We start from the raw sequence: 21,138 nt of genomic DNA, 5'->3' as shown, positions 1-21,138 counted from the left end.
CGTTGCACGTGTTTATGATTGTTATTTCCGAGACGGCTGCTGGCAACCCTCAAGTTGTCCTTAATCCCCCAGATGTGATTTAGCGCTGAGACGAAAAATCGGCGCCGCAGCCGACGCCGACTTAGCTCATATCCCCTTAACCTTTAGCGTGTTCTTCCAGTTCACGCCATAGTTCGTCGTTGAAGTCAGTCCACAGCGGCTTGGCCCATTCGCCGAAAGCTCGGTCGGTCAAGGCGATTGCCGCCCGCCCGGTTGGACGATGAAGCCACAGGAACGTGCCCGCCTGCCCGAAGTGGCCTGCGACATCCTTGGGCATCGAGGCGCCAAACCACAGCCCCTGCTTGGAATCGGGGTGCCCGAAAATCTCAAAGCCCAGGCCCCAATCGGCCGGACGTTGCATTCCATAGCCCGGCACGACACCATTCAGGCCCGGGAACTGCACGGTCAACGCTTCGGAGACGGTACCTGGGTGCAGGAAAGTCGGGGTGAAGATCTCATCGACGAAGACCATGAGATTAGCGACACTGCTACGCGCGCCATGCCCTGCCGAGCCATCAAGCTCGGAATCCGCCATCCCCAGCGGCTCAAACACAGCCTGGCGCAGGTATTCACTAAACGGCATGTCTGCCTCCGCAGCGATGGCATCGGCGATGATGTCAAAGCCCGCGGAGGAGTAAATGCGCCGCTCCCCTGGTTCTTTTTCCAGCTCGCGGCTGGCAAAGCCCACCCCGCCGGCGTGCGCCAGAAGGTGACGCACAGTCGCGCCGTGACCGGGTGGGGTGAGCTCTTGGGCGAGCTCCACCGCGCCCTCTTCGACGGCCACAAGCATACCCACGGCGGCTAGCAACTTGGTCACACTGGCGAGCTCAAAAACGCGACCGCTATCTCCGTGGGTGTGCCAACTGCCATCATCGGCACGCACGGCAGCCGCGACCGTGTCAACTGGCCACTGATCAACTTGCGCAAGAACAGAGGGCTTCCAAGAAGTCATGTCCTCAAGACTACGCAAGCGTGGCGGACTCGGACTTCTCAGCAGGCGCGTCTGCAGACTCGTCGTCCGACTCGTCGGCTGGCGACAGGTCGGCGTTGGCGCTGGCGTCCCACTCGTCCTTGTCCCAGATTCCCGCACGCTTTGCGACGACCAACGGGACCACAGCCTGACCGGTGACGTTCACCGCAGTGCGGCCCATATCCACGATCGGCTCGACAGCCAGCAGGAGACCGACGCCGGCGAGTGGCAGGCCAAGGGTCGACAGAGTCAGGGTCAGCATGACAGTAGCGCCGGTGGTGCCAGCAGTTGCTGCCGAACCGATGACGGAGACGAAAATGATGAGCAGGTAGTCCGTGAAGTCCAACGGCACACCGTAGAACTGCGAGACGAAGATAGCCGCGATAGCCGGGTAAATGGCGGCGCAACCATCCATCTTCGTGGTGGCGCCCAGCGGTACTGCGAAGGAGGCGTACTCATCCGGTACTGCCAGACGACGGGAGACAACGCGCTCAGTGACCGGCATGACGCCCATAGACGAACGGGTGAAGAAGCCGAGCGAGGTCACTGGCCAGACGCGACGGAAGAAGTCGATTGGGCTAATGCCATGAATCTTCAGCACAACTGGGTAGACAACTGCGATGACCAGGAACAGGCCAATGTAGATGGCAATGGCGAACTTGCCCAGGCTGCCGAGTGCTTCCCAACCGTACTCAGCGACAGCATGACCGATCAGAGCCGCGGTACCGATTGGTGCCAGACGGATGACCCACCACAGCACCTTCTGCACGATGGTCAGGAGCGAGCCGGAAAACTCGATGAATGGCTCAGCCTTGGGGCCAACCTTCACCGCGGCGACACCGAAGACAATCGCGATGACCAGCAGCTGCAGGACGTTGAAGTTCAGCGAGCCGGATACAGCACCGTCAGATTCGCTGATCTTCACGCCAAGGCCGAGGAAGTTCTGCGGGACGATGCTCTGCAGGAATCCCCACCAGGAGCCCACGGAACTCGGCTCTTGCGCTGCCGAAGCATCCACGCCAGAGTTAACGCCCGGCTTGATGACCAAGCCCAGCACGATGGCGATGACCACCGATACAAAGGACGTAATGGCAAACCAAATCAGTGTCGAAACAGCCAGCTTGGCTGCACCTGCGACCTGACGCAGGTTGGCAATCGACACTACGACCGCGGTGACCACCAGCGGCGGGATGAGCAGCTTCAACAGCGTGACGTAGGTACTGCCGACCTCGTCGAGCGCTGTGCGCAGCGAGGAGTCATCGCCAGTACTGCGGGCCATGAAGCCCAAAATGAGACCAATAATCAGGCCATAGACAACTTGGGCACCGAAGCCGGTCGCCCATTTAAATTTATTCACTTTTCCTCCTGGAGTTTTATTTCTCTGAAAACACTTGTGCCGCGCCTTATGCTGTCTGACAAATGCGCGCGACGGGATCCGAGGCCGCTGAGCTCAGCCTCGAAGAGACAGGCGCAGCGAGGCGGAAGCTCCGAAGTGTTTAGCGACAGGAGGAAGTGGAGATTCGGCCGTAATCGAGCCAACGCCGCTTTGTGAGCATTTTCATGTTGGTCATTTCTATCTAGCAAGTCCGGTTAAGAGACAAACGATAAGACTGCCACGATTGATGTTGTGACACCAATTTCCAACACGGCCCCTCACCCGAATATTCCACATCGCTAATTCGACTTCTCAGCCTGCCTGCGCAACTGCAGTACCTTCAGCGAGCAGAGGAAGCCAATAGTCAACGCGCCGACAGCGGAATACAGCGCAAACTGCGTGGCATGTGCAAACGCATTTGTCAGCGGCACCAACACACCGTCGGGAGCACCCTGCGCACGCAGACCAATCAGCATCGAGCCAGCGGAATCCTTCAGCCCCTGCCCCATCTGCTCCAGGCCCGGCGACAGCTTCGCGATCTCACGATCCAGCCCAATCGTCAGCGCCATACCACCGAGCGCAGCACCGAGCGCCGAACCAATCTGCCGAATCGTCGACTGCGTTGCCGATGCCTGCCCCGACAGCCGCACCGGAATATCACCAAGCACCAACGAGGTCAGCTGCGCCGATGCCAGACCAAGACCCAGACCGTAGACAATCAATGCAAACACAACCAGCCACAGCGGCAGGTCAACGCGCTCTTCGGCCGCCAACTGCAGCGAACCAAAGACCTCGAGACCAAGGCCCACAATCACCACACCGGCCGGGGTAATCCGAGCTGCCAGATGACGCGCCATGGCACCTGCGAAGAACGCACCGAGAGCCATTGCTGCCAGGACCAGGCCGGTTGCGATCGTCGATAAGCCAATCGCCGACACCAAGTAGAGCGGCAGCACGAAGACCAGCGCGAACTCACCCACCGCGACGAGCATCGCCGTGGTATTCCCCCAGCTAAACGTGGCGTAGGAGAACATCGACACGTCCAACAGCGCAGAATCCGCGTTCTTCCGACGACGGTTTTCCCACAGCACGAAGGCGACAAGCACCACCGCACCAACCAAGAGAGTGACGACGGGGGCGGAGGGAAAAGCAAACCCTATCTTGGCGCCCTGAATGATGCCGAAGACCACGGCACCAAAGCCGATTCCAGACAGCACCAGGCCGAGAACATCGAAGCCACCCGCGTCATTGGTATCGCCTGCAGTGTTCGGCACCCAGCGCAGCGCAAGGACGAAAAGCACCACTGCGATGGGCACATTGACCCAGAAAATAGCTTCCCAACCAGCGAATTGAGTGAGCACGCCACCCAAGAGCGGGCCGACTGCTGCAGCACCGGACATGACCGCACCCCAGATGCCGAATGCGGTGGCTCGATCTTTGTCGCGAAATAGTGCATTCACACTGGACAATGTCGACGGCAGAATGCACGCACCACCAATGCCCTGGATGATGCGGGCTATGACCAATGGAGCCAATGAGGTGGAAAGCGCGGCCACGACGGAGCCGACCGTGAAGATGACCAGACCGACGAGGAAAAGCGTTCGACGGCCGAAGCGGTCGCCAGCGCGGCCAGAGGTCAGGAGTAGTGCGGCGAAAACGACGGAGTAGATCGTGGTAATCCACTGCGCGCCCACGATGTCGAGGCCCAGCTCCGAAATGATGGTCGGCAATGAAACACCGACGATGGTGCCGTCCAGGACGATCATGCCGAGGCCAACCGCGAGCACGAGCAACCCCCACCAGCGCTGTGGTGAGGCCGCAAACTCAGCGATCTGATCCTCGTTGGCGATTGCCGTGACGGTGGTGCCCTTCGCTTTCGCTGTGGCACCGGTTTGTGCGTCGGCTGAGACGTCGGCGCTGCTCAAGGAAGGTTTTGTACTCATAGGATTAATGCTAGAAGTGTCCAAGCACTGATTCATCAACCGAAAGTCGTAACTTTGCAGAAAGATCAGCTTCGTTGAGCACAGGGATTGCCTTCGTTGGCACGGAAATACTTTGCTTCATTGAAACTGTGCAATGGCAGCCGAACCCGCTGGGTATAGGGCTTTTATCACCGCACGGTGGCAGATTGCTATGATGCTATGAGGTTTTGGGCATTGGTTCATAGTGCTTAATTGTCACTTCATAGTGCCTAATCCTTGCCCCTATAGCTCAGTCGGTTAGAGCAGAGGACTCATAATCCTTTTGTCGCAGGTTCGAGCCCTGCTGGGGGCACTAAAAACTCCGGGTTCACCTCACGCCCACTTCCCCGACATCCGGTTGTAACAGCTGGCGCACAGGGAGATGTACTTCGGCGCTTCGAGTGCCTCAATTTCCACGGTTTCGCCGTCGAGGATAATGCTGCCGTCCGGATTCAACCGTGCAGTAAAGATGGCCTTCTGCCCACAAGTGCAGATTGTCTTAATTTCCTCAATGGTGTGGGCAACTTCGAGCAATCGCTGGGAGCCTGGAAAGGCATGGGTGCGAAAGTCGGTACGCAGACCGTAGCAGAGCACCGGAGTACCGCGAAGGGTAATTCCCAGCAACTGATCGACCTGGTCAGGGGTAAGAAACTGTGCCTCATCGATGATTAGACAATCGTAGCCGTCGGCAAGCGAGGAGAGGTCATCGCCATCGTGGATGAGGTGCGCGCGTTCCGCGATTCCGATGCGGGAGTGCACGTCGCCGTCAGCCAAAGTATCCACGGCCGGCTTGGCGATCAACGGCCGCATATCGCGCTCGCGGTAGTTGTGGGCGACGCGGAGGACCTCGATGGATTTTCCGCTGTTCATGGTTCCGTAGCGGAAGTACAGTTTTGCCATAGCCATCGATTGTAGGGCATCGATTCGCGGGCTCTGACGGCTGTAAACTCGGGCCGCCAACACGGATTTGAATTCCCGACTATCCTTTATTTTTATGCAGCCGATTCCTGACCTGAATGAGAATCCAACAGTTGTTGTATGTGGATCTATCCACCTAGATACCTTGGTACAGGTCGATAGTGTCCCCGCAGAAGGTGGCACGCTCATCGTTGATGACGGCACGAATATGCTGGGCGGCAAGGGCGCTAACCAGGCCGTTGCTATCGCTTATGACGGCGTCCGTGCGATCATGGCCGGTACGGTTGGTGAGGACCGCGCAGCGGATTTCGTGGTCGAGGAACTCAACGCACACGGCGTAGATGTCCACTCCATTCAGACGTCCTGGGATTTGCCGACCGGCAGCGCTTTCGTCGCAACGAACCGCAAGGGTCGCCCGGTGATTTTTGTCCAGCGCGGTGCCGATGCGCTAACCGACCCCACCGATTTCGTCGACGAGTTCGCATCAGCGGATGTCGTGCTCGCGCAGGGCGAGCTACTTCCGGAAGCAACTGAGGCCATCGCGTCCGTCGCATCCATGTACAGCGCGCGACTGGTGCTGAACCTCAATCCGGTCGTAACCGTTACACCTGCCCTGATTGACCATGCAGATCCGCTGATCGTCAACATGAAGGGCGCCTGGGAAACAATCCGTCGCCTGGACATCGCCGAAGGAATCCGCGCTACCGACTACCGCGCACAGCTCGAGGCGCTTCTGCAGTACTGCCCCAGTGTCGTCATGCTCCGGGGCGACCACGGCTGTCTCTTCGCACAGCACTCCGACGGTCTCGACGACGAGCCGACAATCTACGAGCACCCCGCGCTCAAGCTGCCAGAGGAGAAGATTGTCGACGGCACTGGCTCCGGTGATGCGTTCGTCGGCACGCTCACCGCGGAACTAGCTAAGGGCACCTCGCTTTACGACGCCGTCCCCCTGGCCACCGCAGCAGGCGCAGCAGCTGTACAGGCGGTCGGCGCATGCTCCGCTTTTGCACGTCGCGAAAAACTGCTGGAGATGGTCGAGGCGGAGGATTTTCCCCCTGTGAAAGAGTACGCGGGCTAAGGGTCGTCAGCGGCCTGGTGTGCGAGCTGGCACCGATTAAGTCAGTGCCAGCCGGGCCAGTGGGGCCAGCGGGAGAACCTACCCAGCATTGTCTGGCAGAACGGGCTCAAGCGCCAGCATCACCAAGTACCAACTCAACGCGTACCCGATGAGGAAGACATAGGTAGCAATCGCGTAGATTTTCGCCGGGAAAAAGAATATGGCCGCGGGCACGATGAGAAGCGCCAATACTGCGAGCGCAGTCCGCGGCAGGTTTTTGACGGTCATGCTGGTGGCCGTTGCCAGGGTTCGGCGGAGCGACGAGTGACCGTCGGAAAGCGAGCACAGCGAGTAGACCCACGCGGTAATTCCCAGCAGTATTAGCGCCCCGGAGGTAACTCCTGCGGCGAAGATTAGGCCGACAGTGCCGAGGTCCGCGCGGGAAATAACGTAAAACTCATAGCCAATGGCTCCGGCGAGAACCACGGTGAATAGCCACCACACGGTTGGTGTGCGCCAATTGTCCAGCAGTGCGCGCAAGAAGCGCTGTACGGGCCTTGAGCCTTCGTCACGGACCATATCGCGAGCGACCACTACCCCAGCGCGAGTTGCGGCGCCTGCAGTGACTATCGGGATGGATGCGACGATCATCAGCAGGTTGATGATTACAAGGTCTGCTAACAGCGACCAGGCTGCGTAGAACTTTGTATCGGTGCTGAAAAATCTATCCACGGGTTCATATCCTAATAAAGGCTGATTAACAGACGAAAGCCTCAACCTACGCGGTTGAGGCTTTCGCTTTCGTAAAACGCGGTGCTTGGCGCCCTATGCGCTAACGCTTAGGCGACTATCCCTTAACGGCACCCGCAGCAACACCCTCGATAATGTGCTTCTGGGTGGCGACGTAGAAGATCACAATCGGAATGATTGCGAGCACCAGCATTGCCATCATCGCGCCAAGGTCACGGTTACCGTTGGAACCAACGAAGCTCTGCACGACGACCGGGATGGTCTTGTACTTAGTGGACAAGCCGATGACCAGGTACGGCAGCAGGTAGTCGTTCCATACCCACATTGCGTTCAGAATGGCGACTGTCACTGCAGTCGGCTTGAGCATGGGCAAAACGATGCGGAAGTAGTTCTGCATCGGAGATGCGCCATCAATCATCGCGGCTTCCTCGATGTCAATCGGGATGGACTTGATGAAGCCGGCAAACATGAAGACCGACAAGCCGGAGCCAAAGCCCAAGTAGAGAACCACAATGCCGATTGGGTTGTTCAAATGCAGCATGTCGGCGATCTTGACGGTCGGGAACATCACCATCTGGAACGGGATGACCATCGAGAACACAAACAGGTAATACAGCAGCGAGGTCCACCACGTCTTCACTCGCGTGATGTAGTAAGCCGTCATCGCAGAGAAGAACACAATCGCAATAACCGAGAGGATCGTGATGACAAAGGACCACACGATCGCCCAGCCGAAGCCCTCCTTCATCAGGCCGACGGCGTAGTTTTCGAACCCGACCCACATGTCACCTAGTGGCAGCTGGAAGGGGTTATCTGAAATTGCGAACTTGGACTTGAACGAGTTGAAGATAATGAACGCGATTGGCCCCAAGAACACGACGGTCAAAAACACCAGAATCGCGTAGATGATGACCTTAGATACGCCTCCCACCTTGGCCTCGTCCTGCTTAGCGGGCTTGGCCTTGGGGAGCTTGGTGGCCGTTTCAGTGGTCATTGCAGCGTCGACAGACATTTATGCCTCCACTTCCTTGCTGCGAGTAGCACGCAGCTGCAGCATCGCGATCGCTACGACCACGACGACGAAAATTACTGCCTTGGCTTGACCAACGCCCTCCACACCAATTCGGTTAAACATGGTGTTGACGATGTTCAGAGCAACCATTTCTGTCTCTGAACCCGGCGCACCATTGGTCAGGGCCAAGTTTTGGTCGAAGAGTTTGAAAGTGTTCGACAGGGTCAAGAAGAGGCAAATGGTAATCGATGGCATGACCATCGGGATAGTAACGTGCCGCAGGATCTCCCAGCGTCCAGCGCCATCAATCTCCGCAGCTTCGATGAGCTCCGGCGGGACATTCTGCAAACCGGCAATATAGATAATCATCATGTAACCGACCAGCTGCCAGTTGATGAGGATGATCAGACCGGCGTAACCGAACTTCCAGTCGGACACGATTGTCGTACCGTACGATGCCAGCACTGCGTTAATCATCGACTGCCAGGTGTAACCGAGCACGATGCCACCGATGAGGTTCGGCATGAAGAAGACTGTGCGGAAGAAGTTCGTGCCCTTCAGCTTGCGCGTCAGAATCCATGCGATCCAGAACGCGAACAAGTTCACAGTAATGATGGAAACAACAACCACCATGAGAGTGAATCCGAAGGAAGCGACGAAGCCCTCGCGCTCACTAAAGGCCTTCTGGTAGTTCTCGATACCAACCCACTGCGCATTAGTGATGGTTGTGAAGTCAGTAAATGATAGGAAGAAACCGATAACGAACGGCACCAAGAACGCGATTGCAAAGGCAATCAGCGTGGGTAGCACGAAAATTGGGAAATACTTTTTCAATGTTGCTTGCATCTACAACACCGCTCCTAAAGCTAAAGGCGGAGCCTGGTGCCTCGAGACCGGTTTAACAGGTCACCGAGCCCCGAGCTCCGCCTTGCCATTGGATGAACTCATTCCGTCGGTTGTTCATGCGCGAGAAGCTTTCGCTTCACACTCACCGATGGAATGGATCACCATTGATTTGCTGGTATTTAATTGTTCGGAGATTCCGCATTCCAGCTGTCGGCGAAAGTCTCGACAACCTTGTCCCACGGCATCTTTCCGGAAGCGTACTGCGCCAGCGCTGCGCCAAAATCATCCTTGAACTGCTGCGACGGGAAGTACTGGAAGTCCCACGGGATGGTGGTCAGGTCCTCGTTCTCAATTGCTGCGGCCACTTCCTTGGCTAGCGGGTCATTCGGAGTGTCGGCTTCAGTGAAGTTCTGGAACGGAGCGATGAATCCGAGATCCTCGACGACGTACTTCTTGCCCTCATCGGTGTTGAACAGCCAATTGACGAAGTCCTTCGTTGCCTTTTGGGAAGCCTCCGAAGCCTTGGAGTTGACCGTCAGGTAGTTCTCAGTACCAACCGAGATGCCGGTCTTATCCTCGTCCTTCAGGCCCATGTACATAGGCATGAACTTAATCTTGTCCTGCTTGACCACGTTGCCGGAGACATCGTTGATCTGGGACCATGCCCAGTTGCCATTCTGAACCATAGCGGCCTTGCCCTGGGCGAATTCCGCCATCGAGTCGGACACAGCCTTCGACGGGGCCAGAGTCTTTTCGACAGTGGAGTTATTCAGGTACAGATCAAAGAGGTTCTTGAACTCCTTGTTGTACTTGAACTTCACATCAGCGGTTTCCTTGGTGCCAAGGTCCTCGAATTCATAATGAACCGGTCCGTTGGCCAAGTGTGTCTGCCAGCGCCAATCCTCACCGGATGCGAGCGAGGTGGAAGCGAAGGTGCCGGAAATCCCCAGCTTGTCCTTCTTGGCCTGCATGTCCTCAGCAACTTCCTTCAGCTTTCCGAAGGCCTTAATCTCGTCGATGCTCTTGGCCTTGGCATCGGGCAGCGCGAAGTACTTGTCCATGATCTCTTCGTTATAGATCAGGCCAAACCCCTCGACTGCAAACGGGACGCCGTATACCTTGCCGTCCTCGCCCTTCAGCGGCTCGATGCCCTCGTTGAGGTTTTGTGCGATCTCAGTGTCAGACATGTCTGCCATGTATTCCTGCCAAGTACGCAGGCCCGCCGGACCATTGACTTGGAACAGTGTTGGCGCGTCCTTTTTACCAATCTCGGCCTTCAGAGTTTGCTCATAGGAATTCGAAGCTGCAGTAACGACCTTGACCTGGACACCAGTCTTGTCAGTGTATGCCTTCGCAATCTTCTGATATGCGGCATCCTGCTCCGGCTTGAAGTTAAGGAAGTAGACACCACCATCTGCAACCGCATCATCACTCGAGCACGCAACCAAACCAGCGGTTGCCATCAGGCCTGCTGCACACAGAGCTGAAAGGCGCTTGAAGTTCTTCACTATGTTTTCTCCCTTGAGAAGAAAGGCCACTTCAATGGCATCCTCCGAGCAATTCGGACGAATATTTGCCAGCAGCCGTGGCCTAATTGGATTATCCCGCCCTGCGGCTAGAAGTAGCCTTTCATGCGAACTTCGACGCCACCCACGCGGGTATTCGGTCTCACCAAAATCTTACTTGACCAAAACCAATTTAGGTTGGCCTTCAGCCAGCTGTGAACAAATGCAAAGGAGAAAAATAGCAAAAGCTCTCGAAAGCACACCTAGAATTTGAGCTGTTTTCGAGCTGTTTTCGCTGAACAGAGCCGCCTACCGGCACCAAAGTAAGCACCTGGCCGCGACAATCACACGCAGACCCGACAACCACCCGACCACCAAAAGCACCCCTGTTTGGCCTGAATGTATATTTTTATAATATTCTGGCGGGTCGTTTACTTGTCACTTTTGAAATAATCGTACGCTCGACAGTCTGCTTCTAGAGAGCTACTCGACCTCATCGCTCGCGGGAAGATATACGGACTCGTCGCGATGCCCGGGCAACACTCGATCCACGTAGCTCTGCACCGCTTCTTGAAGCGGCACATCCGCACGGCGTTTTTCTGCCATGTACCAGCGATGCTCCAAGACCTCGTGGAAAACCTGCGCATCCTGCAGCCTTCCACGCAGCCCCTCGGGCACAGCCAGAATTGTGGCCTCGAAAACTTCACGCAGCCATCGGTGCGCAACCTGCTCTAGCGGAACCCCTTCAAGACCTTCCGCCAACCGAAAGGTCTGCATACTATTGAGCATCCGCCTCGCTTGCCGTTCTTGAACATCCAACCCCGTCAGTCGCATTAACTGCCGATGGTGATGCCCTGCGTCAACCACTCGTGGTCGGAATACAACACGGCCACCATCACTGGTGACTTTCAGCTCGCCAACATCGAAACCGAGGTCGTTGAGCCTGCGAATCCGCTCATCGACAAGCCAAGGCTCCTCAACACCAATAGATTCTTCCCCCGTCAGCTCTTGCCACAAGTCCTCATAACGCTCAATAATGCGCCTACCCACCGCAATTACGTCCAACTCAGGATCGAGGAATCCGCCGGCCTGCAGATCCATGAGCTCTCCGATGATGTTGGTATGGGCAACGTCAACGTCGTAAAGCCTGCGGGAATCTGAGAGTGTGCCTTGCAAATCTCCCGTTTCCGCGTCGACAAGGTAGGCGGAGAAAGCGTCTGCGTCACGACGAAACAATGTGTTCGACAGTGACACGTCGCCCCAGTAAAAACCAAGGAGATGTAACCGAACTAGCAGGACTACCAGCGAGTCAATCAGGCGGACCACAGTTTCGCGGGTGACCTGTTGAGAAAAAACTGCACGATACGGCAGCGAATACTCGAGATGTTCTGTGACGAGTGCGGCAGTTAACGGTTCGCCATCTGGATCCTTCCGGCCGGTGATTACCGCGAGCGGGCGAACCGATGGAGCACCGAGCCTGACCAGGTCACGCAGCATTCGATACTCATGATGAGCAGTGAACTCACCAATTTCTTTCACTGCAATGACGCGGTCATCTAAGTTGACGAATCGAACAATGTGTCGCGAAATTCCCTGAGGCAAGGCGGCTAACAAATCATCTGGCCACTGTTCCAGAGGTATATGCCAAGGAAGGCGCAAAAGCTTTGAAGCCACCGTTGTCGCGGCTATTTTCATAGTTTCCGACACGGTGGCTCCTAAAACTGTCTTACTGTCCCACTGCCCTACCAGCTACTCATTTCATCTAAACGAAAGATTTTAGGCCGGAAGGCGCATACCAGTCGACTTCGAGAACAGGTGCAGCATGCCCGGACGAATCTTGCCGTAAACTACCGAGCCCAACTTCGGCGCGGTGCGCGGGGCGGTACGAATAACCACCTGACCGTGTTCCTCTTCGTCCGGGTTAGAGGAAGATCCGGAGCTCAGTGCTCCGCCACCGACGAGGTCTCCATACATGAATGCATCGGAGCCCAACTCCTCGACCAAGTTAACCTGCACCGGAATGACGTCATCGCCCGGACCCTCGACCAGGTCGAATGCCTCCGGACGGAAGCCCACGATAATCTGGTTCTGATCCTCCGGCGTGATTGCAGCAAGTGTGGCTTCCGGCAGCTTAATCTTGGCCTCGCCCAACGTGGCGTAACCATTAGAGACGTTGAACGTGCCCAGGTTCATCGCAGGCGAGCCAATGAAGCCCGCGACGAATTCGTTTGCCGGGGTTTCGTAGAGTTCGCGCGGGGTACCGACCTGCTGCAGAACACCGAAGTTAATGACCGCGATGCGGTCGCCCATGGTCAGCGCCTCAGTCTGGTCGTGGGTGACATACATGGTGGTCACACCCATCCGACGCTGCATGGCCGCAATCTGAGTACGGGTTTGAACACGCAGCTTCGCGTCCAGGTTCGACAACGGCTCGTCCATCAGGAACACCTGCGGCTTGCGCACAATCGCACGCCCCATTGCCACACGCTGACGCTGACCACCGGACAGAGCCTTAGGCTTACGGTCCAGGAACTGAGTTAGATCCAGGGTCTTCGCAGCTTCTTCGACACGACGGTCAATCTCGTCCTTGTCCACACCAGCAATCTTGAGCGCGAAGCCCATGTTCTCGCGCACCGTCATATGCGGGTACAGGGCGTAGTTCTGGAAGACCATCGCAATATCGCGATCCTTGGGCGAGACATTGGTCACATCACGATCACCAATGAAAATCTTGCCCTCATTGACCTCTTCCAGACCGGCAAGCATGCGCAGTGTTGTGGACTTACCACAACCGGAGGGGCCTACCAGAACCAGGAACTCGCCATCGGCAATTTCCAAGTTGAACTTGTCCACAGAAGGCTTCGTCGCACCGGGGTAAATGCGAGTGGCATCAGCAAAAGTCACAGTAGCCATGTGAATACAAACCTTTCATCGGCAGGTACGTGCCGAACGATCCGAGTGAAAGTAACCGCAGGAACAGCTCCTACGTATCTGCCTCACAAGCTTACTCTTAATCGAGCAGCCCCGTCACGAGCTCCGCAATCTTCGAGCGCTCCGAGCGCTTCAGCGTGATGTGTGCAAAAAGCTCGTTGCCCTTGAGTTTTTCAATCACCGCCTGCACACCGTCATGGCGGCCGACGCGCAGGTTGTCACGCTGCGCCACGTCGTGCGTAAGGATGACCCGGGAATTGCTACCAAGACGCGACAACACCGTCAGCAGTACGTTGCGCTCCAGCGACTGTGCCTCATCGACAATCACGAAGCTGTCATGCAGGCTACGACCGCGAATGTGAGTCAGCGGCAGTACCTCCAGCATGTCGCGCGAGGCAATCTCATCCATCACGTTGTCTGAAACCAATCCCTCCAGGGTGTCGTAAACAGCCTGTGCCCAGGGATTCATCTTCTCATCCTCGCTACCTGGCAAGTAGCCAAGGTTCTGTCCACCCACTGCGTAGAGCGGACGAAACACCACGATTCGGCGATGCAGTCCGCGCTCCAGCACCGACTCCAGACCCGCGCACAGCGCAAGCGCCGACTTACCCGTACCGGCCCGGCCGCCGAGGGACACTATCCCCACCGAGTCATCCAACAGCAGGTCAAGCGCCACACGCTGCTCCGCCGACCGCCCCTTCAGGCCAAACGCCTCCGTATCGCCCCGCACAAGCTTGACGACGCCCGGGGCGCTCACCCGTGCCAGCGCAGACTGGCTACCAGCGCTGAGCTGCACGCCGCAGTGCAGCGGCTGATCCTGGATCTGCTCGAGCTCAAGGAAGCCATTGGCGAAGAGACGATCAATTTCCTCCGGGTCGACGTCTACTTCCACCATTCCCGAGTACCCAGTCAGAACGACGTCCTGGGCGCGGTAATCGTCGGCAGGCAAGCCGACCGCACCAGCCTTGACACGAAGCGGAATGTCCTTGGTGACCAGCACGACATCATGGCCATCGTGCTGAAGATTGAGGGCGCAAGCGAGAATACGGTGATCGTTTTCGGCGGTGCGGAAGCCTGCGGGAAGGATGGAGGGATCGGAGTGGTTGAGCTCAATATGCATAAACCCGCCAAGATCATTGGCGGGCACAGGCCGGTCCAGGTGGCCGTAGCGGTAACGCAGCTCTTCGAGGAAACGGAGCGCTTCTCGGGCGAACCACCCCAGCTCTGGGTGGTGGCGCTTGGCCTCCAACTCACTCACCACGACCAGCGGAAGCACAACTTGGTGCTCATCGAACTTCTTGGTGGCGTGGGGATCGGACAGCAGGACCGAGGTATCAAGCACGTAGGTACGCATGCCCTCAGGCTAAAAGTCAGAGGTAGAAATTACGTGGTTGTGAGATGAATGCTTGGTTATCAGATGAACCACAGTTGGTTACAGGCTCTAATCCTCAAGTTGAACCCTAAGGAAGTGGCCGAGCACCGAGCACCGCTGCCCGGCCTCTCTACTGTCTTCAGTAATGGCAACTAGTCATTGCAATGGCAACTAATCGTTATGGCGAATCTGTCGACCCAGCAACTTGTGGCGAAGCGGATCAACCGCCAAGGTCACAGCGCCAACTGATACAACTCCCACGAGGTACGCCAGCGCAACAACAAGTGAGCGTTGACCAAACGTGATTTCGTTCGCAATCGGGCCGAACATGGTGGCTCCCAACAGCGCACCCATAACAAAGCCGAAGATGCTGGTCGCAAGCATGGGAAAGAATGTCTGCTTGAAAGTGACCGTGCGGTGGAAGCTGATTGGCGTCCCGATGAAGTCCAGCGCCTTTGTCAGCGATGCCTCTTCATAGACGGCTGAGGCCTGAGTCAAAAGCGTTGACACCAGCAACAGAATGAAACCGATTACGAAAGTGATAGTCACACCGGTTGCAATATCGTGCGCGAATGTGACATCTGCAACCTCTTCAATCTTGTCTTCGCCAGGCACCATCATTGTGTAGCCAAGCAGCAGAGACAGGAAGGCCATGGAACTTACTCGACGCCACGATTCCTTAGCGTTAGTCGCGACTCGTCGCGTCGCCACAAAATCACTTGAAGTACCGAAGAAGCTGGAGATGCGGGCAACAAGCTGGATAAAGAAAGGCGCCACCAGGCCAATTGCCCAGACCATCAGGTACATCATCGCTGCGACACCAAGCGTGGCAGTGACGGTTCCACCCGCGATATTGGAGTTGGCAATCACGTATAGGACGATCGCACCGATAACAACGGCCACAATCATGCGCCACGCCTTCATCGACTTGGGCACTTCCTTGCGGCTAACGCCGAGTGGTGAAATCATCACCCTTCGCAAACCAACCACAGCCGCATAGAGCGCGAGGAGCACCACGGCAACCCAGACCAGCGGGTAGCCCCACCAGGGCAGCAACATGTCCCAGGTATCCAGGTAGTCATTGTCGAACTTGATTATCGCCCAGAATGGCGCAGTGGCCACCGACAACAACGTGCCCACGACAAGCCCTACAGCTGCCAATACGAGGGTTTCGATAATCACCATGCGCGTAACTGCCCCGTTAGACAGACCAATCAAGCGCAGAGTTGCCAATCGCTGCTCACGTCCTGCAGCGCCAAGCACCGCCGACTGTGCCACGAGCGAAACCATTGCCGGAATCACAAAAACACAGGCCACGAGTGCCAGCTGCAGGTACATCTCGCCCTGACCTTGATTCATGTAATCCTCGGGTGTTGGGTTCGGCGGCAGCTTTGGCTCAGCCTGCCAACGGCGGTAAAACATCGCCGTGCCACCGACGACGACCAACGCCAACCAGGTACTCACGGTCATGGCCACCACGGACAATGCGGACAGCCAGCCGTTTCCCGAATGGGATTCACGCCCGGCGCGCTGCAGCCGCGTGCTCAAGTCCGCTAGTGCGCCGGTAGGAATTCTCTGGGGTTTTGTTGCTTCAGTTACGGTGCTCACTTTGTAACCTCCGCTCCTGCCAGCATGCGGTCGTCGTGAATCAGGCCATCGCGGATCTCCACACGTCGACGACACCAGTCGGCCACCTTCACATCGTGCGTGACCATCACCAATGTCGTGCCAGTCTGCTCCACCAACGCGGTGAGCTGCTGCATGACCTCATGGCCTGTGGACTGGTCCAGCGCGCCAGTCGGCTCATCGGCGAAGATGACACCTGGCTCGCCGGCCATCGCGCGGGCAATTGCCACACGTTGTGCTTGACCGCCGGACATCTGTCCTGGGCGACGGCGCGTGAGGTCCTTGAGCCCCAGGCGGTTGAGGACATCGTCGGCAAGCGCGAGTGACTTCGAGCGCTTCTTGCCCTGCAGAATCATTGGCAGAGCAACGTTTTCCCTGGCAGTCAGCTCGGGAAGGAGCTGGCCATCTTGGAAAACGAAGCCGAAGTCGTGCAGGCGGAGGGCGGAGCGGTCGGCGTCGGAAAGCGAACTGATCTTTGTGTCACCGAAGATGACGTCGCCGTCGTCCGGTAGCAAAACGCCGGACATGCAGTGCAGCAGCGTGGACTTACCAGAACCTGACGGTCCCATGACTGCAACCGTTTCGCCGGGCTCAATGGTCAGCGAAATGCCGGTGAGAACGGGAGCGGAATTGTAGGACTTGGTGATGTCGCGGATACAAAGTCGTGCGTTTCTGGGGCTGTTGTTCTCTGTCATGGCACTCATTTCACTCGCACGGAGGCGATTTCAACACCGTGCCCACTTTCCTTTTGCGGTAGTGCTAGGTCTACCATGCCGGAAATTAATTCCTCCGCACACAGAGCTTTCGTACCATGGGAAACTATGGAGCTGAAGGATTATTTCCGCAAATATATCGGCGCGAACCGTCGCGAAAAAGCGCATAAACGCAGCTACGAGGAATCCGCCGCCGCCCGCATCGCCGAACTTACCGCTTCACGACGAACAATTGCCGAAGCCTTTGAGATTGAACGTCGCCGCATTGAAAATGACCTCCACGACGGAGCTCAGCAATACATTGTTGCGGCTTCAATGAAATTAGGACTTGCGGAATTAGAGGCCTCCAATACTGGCAATGAGGAACTAATGCAGCTCCTGTCGGAAACGCGCGGCCATTTGGAGGATGGCCTGCGGGCCTTGCGGCGAACAGTCCATGGCATCCATCCGCAGGTGTTGCGCGATCGCGGACTGCAAGCGGCTGTTGAGGAAATTGCTGAAGGATATGGCCCTCACGTTGTTGTACACACTCCCTATCCGCTGCCGGAATTGGAGGAAAGCGTGCTCGCCGCGGCATATTTTTTCTGTGCAGAAGTGCTGACAAATGCAGCAAAATATGCGCCGAATGCTCCTGTTTCTGTGCTGCTCACCTCAGATCAAACACTGAATATTTCAATTACGGACCAAGGCCCAGGTGGGGCAAAATTGGGGCGCGGATTGCGGGGCATGAAAGAGCGCCTGGCCACTTTTGACGGTGCGATGACCATGCACTCTCCCGAAGGCGGGCCAACGCAGGTAATAGCCAGAATTCCCTTGATGCTAAATCGCTGGGAATCGGGCATTGGAGAAATAGAAGGCATGGATATGGAAAGCGTGGAGAAGAAAGGTGCGGCGAAATAATGAAAATTGTCATTGCGGATGACTCGGCACTCCTGCGGGAAGGAGTCGCGGGGCTCGTCGAAAAGCGCGGACATGAAGTGATTGCGATGGTCGACACTGCGCACGGTCTGGTGGCGGACATCGATGACCGGTTTGACGACTCGGGCGAGCTGCCAGACCTGGTGATTACCGATGTGCGCATGCCTCCGAAGATGAGTGACGACGGCCTGCGGGCCGCAGTGGAACTGCGCGAGCGTTATCCGCAGCTGAATGTCATGGTGCTGTCGCAGTATGTGGCGCCGGCGTATGCGCGTGAGTTGTTCTCGCCGGGAGGTGCTGGGGTTGGTACTGGGGCCGGCTCAAGTGGCAGCAGCTCGAGTGGCGGGACCGGGTATCTGCTCAAAGACCGCGTTGGCCAGGTGCTGGACTTCTTGGGTTCGCTCGAGGTCGTCGCAGGTGGTGGCGTGGTGATTGACCCTGATGTGGCGACGGCATTGATGCAGTCCGGCAAATCGGGGCTAGCCAGTTTAACGGCGCGCGAACGCGAAGTGCTCGAGCTGATGGCACGCGGCAAGTCCAATAAGCAGATTGCCGATGACCTCGTGCTTTCCGGGGCGGCGGTGGCGAAACACGTGTCCAACATCTTTATGAAGCTGCATCTGGAGCCCGGCGAGGAAAACCGCCGTGTGCGGGCAATTTTGGAATTTCTCACGGCGACGTCGGGGCAGATTTAGGGTCGGCAGCAATCGCATCTCTCGCAAAAGCGATGAAAAAATAAGTGTTGATTATGACACGAGTCACAATTTAAAGTTGGCTCATACGTTTGTTGTTTCCCTATAGAAAGGACGTGTCTACATGACTGTTTACGCCAACCCCGGCACCCCCGATGCAATCTTCACGTACAAGGAGCAGTACGAAAATTTCATCGATGGTAAGTGGACACCTCCAGTAGACGGGCAATACATGGACAACTCCACCCCGGTTACGGGCGAGGTTTTCTGCCGGGTTCCGCGGTCTAACGAGAAAGACATTGAGCTCGCTCTCGACGCCGCGCACAAGGCGAAGGACTCCTGGGCCTCGGTTCCTGCGGCCGAGCGGGCGCTGATCCTCCACCGCATCGCGGACCGTCTGGAGGAAAACCTTGAGAAGATTGCCGTCGCCGAGACCTGGGAGAACGGCAAGGCCATTCGCGAGACCCTCGCCGCTGACATCCCGCTCGCAATCGACCACTTCCGCTACTTCGCCGGGGCCACCCGCACGCAGGAGGGGCGCATCTCACAGATTGACGACAACACGGTCGCCTACCACTTCCACGAGCCACTCGGCGTCGTCGGCCAGATTATCCCGTGGAACTTCCCCTCCTGATGGCCGCATGGAAGATCGCCCCGGCCCTCGCCGCCGGCAACTGCATCGTGCTCAAGCCAGCAGAGCAGACCCCCGCGTCGATTCTCATGCTCACCGAGATTATCGCCGATTTGCTTCCGGACGGCGTTCTCAACATCGTCAATGGCCTCGGCACCGAGGCCGGTGCTGCGCTGACCGCAAGCGACCGGATCTCCAAAATTGCGTTCACCGGATCGACTGCCGTGGGCCAGCTAATCAACAAGGCAGTGTCCGACAAGATTATTCCGATCACGCTGGAGCTCGGCGGCAAGTCCCCGTCCATCTTCTTCCCCGACGTCATGGACGCCGACGATGCGTTCCGCGAGAAGTGCATTGAGGGCCTGGCCATGTTCGCGTTGAACCAGGGCGAGGTCTGCACCTGCCCGTCGCGAGCCCTGGTCCACGAAGACATCGCTGATGAGTTCCTGAAGCTCGCGGTCGAGCGCGTTAAGCAGATTAAGACCGGCAACCCGCTGGATACGTCGGTACAGATGGGCGCCCAGGCCTCCCAGGAGCAGCTGGACAAAATCTCCGGCTACTTGGAGTCCGGGCCGAAGGAGGGCGCGGAGGTTCTCACCGGCGGCAACGTCGCCAAGCTCGAAGGGCTGGAGGGAGGCTACTACGTCGAGCCGACAATCTTTAGGGGCAACAACTCGATGCGTTTCTTCCGCGAGGAGATTTTCGGCCCGGTCCTGGCCGTGACAACCTTCAAGACTCTGGATGAGGCTCTCGAGATTGCCAACGACACTATCTACGGTCTTGGCGCCGGCGTGTGGAGCCGCAACCAGAATAACGCCTACCGCGCTGCCCGCGGCATCCAGGCTGGCCGTGTGTGGGTGAATAACTACCACAGCTACCCTGCTCACGCAGCCTTCGGCGGTTACAAGCAGTCCGGTATCGGCCGCGAGAATCACTTGATGATGCTCGAGCACTACCAGGAGACCAAGTGCATGCTCGTCTCTTACGACGAGAACCCGACTGGCCTGTTCTAAGAATCCGCCCACTTGGGGCTAGGCGGTTTGTCGATTCCGATTCACGTCCGATGAAGGTGTCGACAACTGCCTCTGCCCCCCGAAAAAACGCCCTCCGCACCCGGCAGGTTGCAATGGTCGGCCTTAACCGGACGCACCAGGCGCTGGCGACTCCAAATTTAGAGGCCTAGCTCACGGCCGCCAGCTAGGTCTCTCTTTCTTTCTTCGCTTTCCGGCGCCACCTACACACCCGTTTAATCGTGGCACTGGCGGCCCATCCGCCGATAAATAGTAGCGGGATGTAGAAGAACACGACATAGGCGACGACCAGGCCGTCCTGGCCATCGGGCGGCGTGGTGAGAAATAGGAATGCCAAATCGCCAAGCGCAGCAATTCCTGCGCCGGTAGCTGCTGCGACAATGCTCCGCGCGCTGGTCATCCCCCGGACCGACGAACGATCACCGGCAAAAACAGCTATTGCTCCGACCAGCATTACTGAGACCAGCATGGACACGATCCACGACGCAATTCCTTCGTCGTAGGCGAGATTGGGCTCCGGCAAGATTAGCCCACCTAAAACGCTCCACGCGACCGCGGCGAAAAAGGACGCCAGCAAGGGGCGGGTTATATTGTCGAGCCTCATGCGTCCCAGGTTACGTGAGATGACCTCCAAAAATGCTGAATCTCCCCTCCTCAGTGGAGAATCGAGTCACGCCCACAAGAACAAAGATCTCCGAGCATAAAGTGGGGTAAGGAGAGAAACTGACAACCCCGAAAAATTATGGGCTGCAAATGTGAAACTGTGTGAGTTTATGACACTTTCAGAC

At 57.2% G+C, this 21,138-nt stretch carries 17 protein-coding genes, 1 tRNA gene and 1 pseudogene; 5 read left to right on the top strand and 14 right to left on the bottom strand.

The annotated features are described in order from the left end of the window. Nucleotides 1-136: 136 nt before the first annotated feature. From QKE19_RS01455 to QKE19_RS01445, 3 genes are all read right to left on the bottom strand, one after another. Nucleotides 137-991: a serine hydrolase domain-containing protein gene (locus tag QKE19_RS01455; RefSeq protein WP_076772146.1), complete on the bottom strand. Its 855-nt coding sequence runs from the start codon at nt 989-991 to the stop codon at nt 137-139. A gap of 10 nt (nt 992-1,001) precedes the next feature. Next, a complete protein-coding gene (locus tag QKE19_RS01450) occupies nt 1,002-2,366 on the bottom strand; it encodes a dicarboxylate/amino acid:cation symporter (protein ID WP_070858933.1) in 1,365 nt (454 codons plus the stop codon). 317 nt (nt 2,367-2,683) lie between these two features. After that, nucleotides 2,684-4,327, bottom strand: coding sequence for a DHA2 family efflux MFS transporter permease subunit (locus QKE19_RS01445; protein ID WP_347890184.1), 1,644 nt, complete (start codon nt 4,325-4,327; stop codon nt 2,684-2,686). A gap of 257 nt (nt 4,328-4,584) precedes the next feature. Between QKE19_RS01445 and QKE19_RS01440 the strand changes: the two genes are divergently transcribed. Then, nucleotides 4,585-4,658 (top strand) — tRNA-Ile (locus tag QKE19_RS01440). Between the two features lie 20 nt (nt 4,659-4,678). On the opposite strand, the gene QKE19_RS01435 is transcribed toward QKE19_RS01440, so the two are convergent. After that, on the bottom strand, nt 4,679-5,245 hold the full coding sequence (locus tag QKE19_RS01435; protein WP_048732776.1) for a thymidine kinase: 567 nt from the start codon (nt 5,243-5,245) through the stop codon (nt 4,679-4,681). Nucleotides 5,246-5,339: 94 nt separating this feature from the next. Here QKE19_RS01435 and QKE19_RS01430 point away from each other — a divergent pair, with 94 nt between their 5' ends. Further along, a complete protein-coding gene (locus QKE19_RS01430; RefSeq protein ID WP_069359224.1) occupies nt 5,340-6,344 on the top strand; it encodes a PfkB family carbohydrate kinase in 1,005 nt (334 codons plus the stop codon). Between the two features lie 78 nt (nt 6,345-6,422). Here the strand turns inward: QKE19_RS01430 and QKE19_RS01425 are convergent, their stop codons facing one another. From QKE19_RS01425 to QKE19_RS01385, 9 genes are all read right to left on the bottom strand, one after another. Beyond that, nucleotides 6,423-7,055, bottom strand: coding sequence for a DUF624 domain-containing protein (locus QKE19_RS01425; RefSeq protein WP_147719360.1), 633 nt, complete (start codon nt 7,053-7,055; stop codon nt 6,423-6,425). A gap of 115 nt (nt 7,056-7,170) precedes the next feature. Continuing rightward, the gene (locus tag QKE19_RS01420; protein ID WP_042389412.1) at nt 7,171-8,067 is read right to left on the bottom strand and encodes a carbohydrate ABC transporter permease; all 897 of its coding nucleotides are present in this window, start codon (nt 8,065-8,067) and stop codon (nt 7,171-7,173) included. An 18-nt stretch (nt 8,068-8,085) separates the two neighbouring features. After that, the gene (locus QKE19_RS01415; RefSeq protein WP_016423090.1) at nt 8,086-8,931 is read right to left on the bottom strand and encodes a sugar ABC transporter permease; all 846 of its coding nucleotides are present in this window, start codon (nt 8,929-8,931) and stop codon (nt 8,086-8,088) included. Nucleotides 8,932-9,110: 179 nt separating this feature from the next. Then, nucleotides 9,111-10,439: an ABC transporter substrate-binding protein gene (locus QKE19_RS01410; protein ID WP_042388805.1), complete on the bottom strand. Its 1,329-nt coding sequence runs from the start codon at nt 10,437-10,439 to the stop codon at nt 9,111-9,113. 480 nt (nt 10,440-10,919) lie between these two features. Further along, nucleotides 10,920-12,131, bottom strand: coding sequence for a DUF4032 domain-containing protein (locus QKE19_RS01405; RefSeq protein WP_172620277.1), 1,212 nt, complete (start codon nt 12,129-12,131; stop codon nt 10,920-10,922). An 81-nt stretch (nt 12,132-12,212) separates the two neighbouring features. Continuing rightward, the gene (ugpC, locus tag QKE19_RS01400; RefSeq protein WP_016423093.1) at nt 12,213-13,349 is read right to left on the bottom strand and encodes a sn-glycerol-3-phosphate ABC transporter ATP-binding protein UgpC; all 1,137 of its coding nucleotides are present in this window, start codon (nt 13,347-13,349) and stop codon (nt 12,213-12,215) included. Nucleotides 13,350-13,446: 97 nt separating this feature from the next. Continuing rightward, nucleotides 13,447-14,721 carry a PhoH family protein gene (locus tag QKE19_RS01395; RefSeq protein ID WP_042388806.1) on the bottom strand — a complete coding sequence of 425 codons (1,275 nt, stop codon included), beginning with the start codon at nt 14,719-14,721 and terminating at the stop codon, nt 13,447-13,449. A gap of 189 nt (nt 14,722-14,910) precedes the next feature. Continuing rightward, nucleotides 14,911-16,347 (bottom strand): FtsX-like permease family protein, encoded by a 1,437-nt coding sequence (locus QKE19_RS01390; RefSeq protein WP_070546208.1) that lies wholly within the window; start codon nt 16,345-16,347, stop codon nt 14,911-14,913. Then, the gene (locus QKE19_RS01385; RefSeq protein ID WP_083301590.1) at nt 16,344-17,060 is read right to left on the bottom strand and encodes an ABC transporter ATP-binding protein; all 717 of its coding nucleotides are present in this window, start codon (nt 17,058-17,060) and stop codon (nt 16,344-16,346) included. The genes QKE19_RS01390 and QKE19_RS01385 overlap by 4 nt, the downstream gene beginning before the upstream one ends. 126 nt (nt 17,061-17,186) lie before the next feature. Here QKE19_RS01385 and QKE19_RS01380 point away from each other — a divergent pair, with 126 nt between their 5' ends. The 3 genes and pseudogenes from QKE19_RS01380 to QKE19_RS01370 all read left to right on the top strand — a co-directional run bounded on the left by QKE19_RS01380 (nt 17,187) and on the right by QKE19_RS01370 (nt 20,332). Continuing rightward, nucleotides 17,187-17,978 carry a histidine kinase gene (locus QKE19_RS01380; RefSeq protein WP_083301589.1) on the top strand — a complete coding sequence of 264 codons (792 nt, stop codon included), beginning with the start codon at nt 17,187-17,189 and terminating at the stop codon, nt 17,976-17,978. After that, nucleotides 17,978-18,691 (top strand): response regulator transcription factor, encoded by a 714-nt coding sequence (locus QKE19_RS01375; protein WP_049170138.1) that lies wholly within the window; start codon nt 17,978-17,980, stop codon nt 18,689-18,691. Before QKE19_RS01380 ends, QKE19_RS01375 begins: the two co-directional genes overlap by 1 nt. A 121-nt stretch (nt 18,692-18,812) precedes the next feature. Beyond that, a pseudogene (locus QKE19_RS01370) lies at nt 18,813-20,332 on the top strand (aldehyde dehydrogenase family protein). Nucleotides 20,333-20,516: 184 nt separating this feature from the next. Here QKE19_RS01370 and QKE19_RS01365 read toward each other — a convergent pair. Next, nucleotides 20,517-20,954 (bottom strand): hypothetical protein, encoded by a 438-nt coding sequence (locus QKE19_RS01365; protein WP_049189609.1) that lies wholly within the window; start codon nt 20,952-20,954, stop codon nt 20,517-20,519. Between the last annotated feature and the right edge of the window lie 184 nt (nt 20,955-21,138).

The organism is Corynebacterium sp. c8Ua_99, assembly GCF_039907185.1.
GTDB classification, from domain to species: domain Bacteria; phylum Actinomycetota; class Actinomycetes; order Mycobacteriales; family Mycobacteriaceae; genus Corynebacterium; species Corynebacterium jeikeium_D.
The sequence above is the reverse complement of the archived record's forward strand: the minus strand, read 5'-3'. Positions and strand labels throughout refer to the sequence as shown.